We start from the raw sequence: 4844 nt of genomic DNA, 5'->3' as shown, positions 1-4844 counted from the left end.
TTCATGTTCCCTCCCCCTCTTCGTCCGTCGTCTCCCCCGGTCCCCGCCCCGGATCCGATGCGGATCCGGTGGCCGTTCCCGTCCCCGGTTGGTGCATCCCCTTGACCCGGCGGCGATACCGTTCGCGGTCGGTACGCCCCTGCCGTCGGGCCTGCGGGTCGATCCGTTCCGCAGCCCGCAGCCGCACCGAAGCGGCCCGCGGGTTCGCTTCGACCTCCCCCTCCCCGGGCAGCTCCGCGCCCCGGCTGAGCAGCCGGAACGTCGGCTCTGACCCGGGCAGTTCGACCGGGAGGTCGATCGGACCCGTGCTGCGGACCCGGTCGGCGAGCGCCTGTTTGGTGAGCCGGTCCTCCAACGAGTGGTAGGAGAGCACCACCAGGCGACCACCGACCGAGAGTCGGTCCAGAGCGGCCGGCAACGCTGCTTCCAGCGCTGCCAGTTCTCTGTTTACCTCGATCCGTAAAGCCTGAAACGTTCTCTTTGCCGGGTGTCCGCCGGTTCGGCGGGCCGGTGCCGGAATCGAGTCCCGGATCAGCTCGGCGAGCCGGGCCGACGAGGTGATCCGGCCGCGTTCCCGTTCCCGGATGATCGCCGAGGCGATCCGCCCGGCGAACTTCTCCTCGCCGTACACCCGCAACACCCGGGCCAGGTCCGGGTGGGCGTACGTGTTGACCACCTCTTCGGCGGTCACCCCCCGGGTCTGGTCCATCCGCATGTCCAGCGGCGCGTCCTGGGCGTACGCGAACCCGCGGTCGGGCGCGTCGAGTTGGAGCGAGGAGACACCCAGGTCGAACAGGACACCGTCCACCGTCGAGTAGCCCAACCGGTCGAGCACCTCGGGCAACTCGTCGTAGACGGCGTGCTCCAGGTGGATCCGGTCGGCGAACCGGGCCAGCCGCACCCGCGCGTGCGCGAGCGCCTCGGTGTCCCGGTCCAGACCCACGAGCACCGTGTCCGGATGGGCCTGCAGCACTGCCTCGGCGTGGCCGGCAAGCCCCAGGGTGGCGTCGACGTGGACGGTGCGCCCGCCCCGGCCCAGCGCGGGGGCCAGCAACTCGAGACACCGCTCGAGCAGCACCGGCACGTGCGTGCCGCGTAGCTCCCCCATGTCGACCCCCACTGTTGACCTGCTCTCGTCCTCGCGTCCTGCTCGTCGGGCGACGCCGTCGTACCGCCAGATCCCCATCCGCTCCCGCCCGCTCGTCAGGCCACGGCCCTCCGTGTCGGATCGTGCGCCTGGCACCGGGGAAGGGGTGCCAGGAACTCGAAAGCGGCTGGAGATCTCGCAGTACGTCGGGCGTCGCCACGCCCTACAGACCGCCGGGCAGCACCCCTTCCTCGATGTCGGCGAAGTCGTCTTCGCTTTCGGCGAGGTAGGTCTCCCAGGCCACTTTGTCCCAGATCTCCACCCGGGTGCTCGCGCCGATGACCACCAGGTCCCGGTCGAGCCCCGCGTACGAGCGCAGGTGCGCCGGGATGGTGACCCGGCCCTGCTTGTCGGGGACCTCGTCGTGCGCGCTGGCGAAGAACACCCGGCTGTAGGCCCGGGCGGCCTTGTGCGTCATGGGTTGCGCGCGCAACTGCTCCGCGATGCGCTGGAACTCGGGTGTCGGAAAGACGTAGAGACAGCGCTCCTGCCCTTTGGTGATCACGACACCCCCCGCCAGCTCATCCCGGAACTTCGCCGGAAGGATCAACCGGCCCTTGTCGTCCAGACGCGGAGTGTGGGTGCCGAGAAACACGGCCCAACCCCCTCGCCCTTCTAGCGGCGTTCGCGCGCCGCTGACCCCCCGGGCCGGTGGGCCCTCCCGGCCTCACCAATGCGCCCCACTCTACTCCACTTCCCTCCACCCGCAACCAGAATCGGCCGCGTTTCGCGCCGTTTGCGCCGACAAAACCGCACGTCAACGCGGGTGGAGCGGAGTGGAGGGCCGCAGCCGGCACCGGGGCGCGTCCGCTATCCGACATAGATCGACTCCGGTCGGCCGGCGGCACCGGTCCGGGTGGCGTGCACCGCCCGGCCGGGCGGATCACCGTCGGCGGCGATCTGGCCGGTCCGGTGGTCCGGTAACCTCGCTCGCGTGACGGACGCGAAGATGCCCCTGCGGGCGAAGGTGGCCAGCTCCGTGTCACGGACCGCCGCGGCCTTGTCGCGGGCGGCGGGCCGCGGCGACGGCTCGGTGATCGGTGGCTGGATCGGCCTCAAGATCGACCCGGAGTTGCTCGCCCACCTCTCCGCCGGACGGGCCATCGCGCTGGTCTCCGGCACCAACGGCAAGACCACGACCACCCGGTTGGCCGCCGCGGCGGTGAGCGCCCTCGGCAAGGTCGCCACCAACTCGTTCGGTGCCAACATGCCCACCGGACACACCTCTGCCCTGGCCAAGGCGGGCAGCACCCCGTACGCCGTGTTGGAGGTCGACGAGCACTACCTGGCGCAGGTGATCGAGGCGACCGACCCGCACGTGGTGGCGCTGCTCAACCTCTCTCGGGACCAGCTCGACCGGGCCAAGGAGGTCGCCATGATGGCGCAGCTCTGGCGCGCGGCGCTGGCCCGCCACCCGGACGTCCGCATCGTCGCCAACGCCGACGACCCGATGGTGGTCTGGGCTGCCACCCCGCCGGCCACCCACGACCAGCGGATCACCCCACCCCACGTCACCTGGTTCTCCGCCGGCCAGCGGTGGCACGACGACTCCTGGGTCTGCCCCGAGTGTGGCTCCACCATCCAGCGCTCCGGCGAGCAGTGGTGGTGCACCGGGTGCCCGCTGCGCCGGCCCGATCCGCAGTGGACCGTGGACGACGAGGGCGTCCTCGACCCCACCGGCGCGTGGTACAAGGTCAAGCTCCAGCTGCCGGGCAAGGTCAACGTCGGTAACGCGGCCACCGCCCTGGCGGTCGCCGCCGAATTCGGCGTACGTCCCTTCGACGCGGTTCCCCGCCTCGCCGACGTCACCTCGGTCGCCGGCCGGTACGCCCAGGTCGTCCGGGACGGACGCACGGTCCGGCTGCTGCTGGCCAAGAACCCGGCCAGTTGGCTGGAGGCGTTCGACATGGCCGACGAGGCACCCACCCTGCTCTCCATCAACGCCCGCGACCCCGACGGGCTGGACACCTCCTGGTTGTTCGACGTCGACTTCGCTCCGCTGCGCGGGCGCCAGGTGCTCATCACCGGCGACCGGGCGTACGACCTGGCGGTCCGCCTCGACGTCAACGACGTGCCGTTCCAGCACGTACGCACCTTCGACGAGGCCGTCCGGGCGGTGCCGCCGGGCCGGTTGGAGGTCATCGCGAACTACACCGCGTTCCAGGACATCCGAGCGGAGTTGGACCGTGTCAACTGAAGCCCTGCGCATCGTCTGGATCTACCCGGACCTGCTCTCCACCTACGGCGACCGGGGCAACGCGCTGATCCTGGCCCGGCGGGCCCGGCAGCGCGGTTTCCGGGTCGAGGTGCTGGAGGTCCGCTCCGACCAGCAGTTGCCCACTGTCGCCGACATCTACCTCATCGGTGGCGGCGAGGACGGGCCACAGGCCCTCGGCGCGCAACGCCTGCTCGCCGACGGCGGGCTGCACCGGGCGGTGGCCCAGGGGGCGGTGGTCTTCGGCGTCTGCGCCGGCTACCAGCTGCTCGGCGCCTCCTTCTTCGCCAAGGGCACCCAGTACCGCGGCCTGGAACTGCTCGACATCAGCTCGGACCGGGGCCCCAGCCGGGCGGTCGGCGAACTGGCCGGCGACATCGACGCCCGGTTGGGCCTGCCGCCACTCACCGGATTCGAGAACCACGGCGGCCGGACCCGCCTCGGTCCCGGGGCGGCACCGCTGGCCCGGGTCACCCACGGCGTGGGCAACGACGGCGCCACCGAGGGGGCGTGGCGGGGCAAGCTGCTCGGCACGTACTCGCACGGGCCGGCGCTGGCCCGCAACCCGGCCCTGGCCGACCTGCTGCTGCGCTGGGCCACCGGCGCGCACCAGCTCCCACCGCTGGAGGACACCTGGGCCGATCGGCTGCGCGCCGAGCGGCAGGCCGCGGTGGCGGCTACCGTCAGGCCATGATCTCCGCCGTCCGGCGGCTGCTGTCCGGCAGACGGTCGCAAGCCCCCGGCACCGCTCCGGCCGACGGCCCGGTAGAGGTGGGCACCGCCGCCGTTCGTCGGCGCTGGCTTCGCCTCGTCCGGACGCCGTCGGCGCTGCGGTTCGGAGTGCTGGTGTTCCTGCTCGCCGGGTTCGGGTTGCTGCTGCTGGTGGGGCCGCATCCCGACCCGGCGGCGCTGCCGCGCCTGGCCGACCGGCTGGGCTGGTTCGCCCCGGTCGCCGCCGTCCTCGGCGGGGCGCTGCTGCTGGTGGCGCTGGTTCCCCGCACCTTCATCACGCTCGCCGCCGGGGCGATCTTCGGTCCGCTGGCGGGTGCCGGGTACGCGCTGGGCGCCGCGCTGCTGGCGGCGGGGATAGGCTTCGCCGTGGGCCGGCTGCTCGGACGGGAGTTCGTCGCGGAACGCGTCCGGGGCCGGTTGGCCCGTCTGGACGGCTGGTTCACCCGGCAGAGCGTGCTCGGGGTGATGACCGTACGGCTGCTGCCCATCTCCGGCTTCGGCCTGGTCAGCTACGGCTACGGCACCACCGGTGCCCGGCTGCTGCCGTTCCTGGCCGGCAGCGTGATCGCCTCCGTGCCCACCGCCTTCGGGTACGCGGCCATCGGCGCCGCCGTCACCTCCCCCGGCGACATCAACTGGTTCGCCGCCGCCCCGGCGTCACTCGGCTTCATCGCCAGCGCGGTCCTGATCGCCCGCTGGTGGCGCGCGGAACGCCGCCGCCGACTCCACCCCACGTGACACCCCCCACCC

Annotated in this window: 5 protein-coding genes; 3 read left to right on the top strand and 2 right to left on the bottom strand. The window is 72.4% G+C overall.

Features of this window, described 5'->3' with window-relative positions:
• Position 1 precedes the first annotated feature (1 nt).
• Together rsmH and mraZ are read right to left on the bottom strand one after the other, a co-directional pair.
• Complete coding sequence (gene rsmH, locus C1I93_RS28365) at positions 2-1108, bottom strand: 16S rRNA (cytosine(1402)-N(4))-methyltransferase RsmH (RefSeq protein WP_111246329.1); 1107 nt, start codon at positions 1106-1108, stop codon at positions 2-4.
• A 202-nt stretch (positions 1109-1310) separates the two neighbouring features.
• A complete protein-coding gene (gene mraZ / locus C1I93_RS28360; protein WP_111246328.1) occupies positions 1311-1742 on the bottom strand; it encodes a division/cell wall cluster transcriptional repressor MraZ in 432 nt (143 codons plus the stop codon).
• A 354-nt stretch (positions 1743-2096) separates the two neighbouring features.
• Here mraZ and C1I93_RS28355 point away from each other — a divergent pair, with 354 nt between their 5' ends.
• The 3 genes from C1I93_RS28355 to C1I93_RS28345 are packed head-to-tail and all read left to right on the top strand — an operon-like array spanning position 2097 to position 4832.
• The gene (locus tag C1I93_RS28355) at positions 2097-3344 is read left to right on the top strand and encodes a MurT ligase domain-containing protein (RefSeq protein ID WP_111246330.1); all 1248 of its coding nucleotides are present in this window, start codon (positions 2097-2099) and stop codon (positions 3342-3344) included.
• Positions 3334-4056: a type 1 glutamine amidotransferase gene (locus C1I93_RS28350; protein ID WP_111246327.1), complete on the top strand. Its 723-nt coding sequence runs from the start codon at positions 3334-3336 to the stop codon at positions 4054-4056. Before C1I93_RS28355 ends, C1I93_RS28350 begins: the two co-directional genes overlap by 11 nt.
• Positions 4053-4832 (top strand): TVP38/TMEM64 family protein, encoded by a 780-nt coding sequence (locus C1I93_RS28345; protein ID WP_111246326.1) that lies wholly within the window; start codon positions 4053-4055, stop codon positions 4830-4832. The genes C1I93_RS28350 and C1I93_RS28345 overlap by 4 nt, the downstream gene beginning before the upstream one ends.
• Positions 4833-4844: the final 12 nt, after the last annotated feature.

The organism is Micromonospora endophytica (assembly GCF_003236305.1).
Taxonomy (GTDB): domain Bacteria; phylum Actinomycetota; class Actinomycetes; order Mycobacteriales; family Micromonosporaceae; genus Micromonospora; species Micromonospora endophytica.
This window is presented reverse-complemented; position numbering and strand designations above follow the sequence as displayed.

Coding starts and splice junctions, on each gene's coding strand:
- rsmH (WP_111246329.1), bottom strand. CDS start 1,108: ATGGGGGAGCTACGCGGCACGCACGTGCCGGTGCTGCTCGAGCGGTGT.
- C1I93_RS28355 (WP_111246330.1), top strand. CDS start 2,097: ATGCCCCTGCGGGCGAAGGTGGCCAGCTCCGTGTCACGGACCGCCGCG.
- C1I93_RS28345 (WP_111246326.1), top strand. CDS start 4,053: ATGATCTCCGCCGTCCGGCGGCTGCTGTCCGGCAGACGGTCGCAAGCC.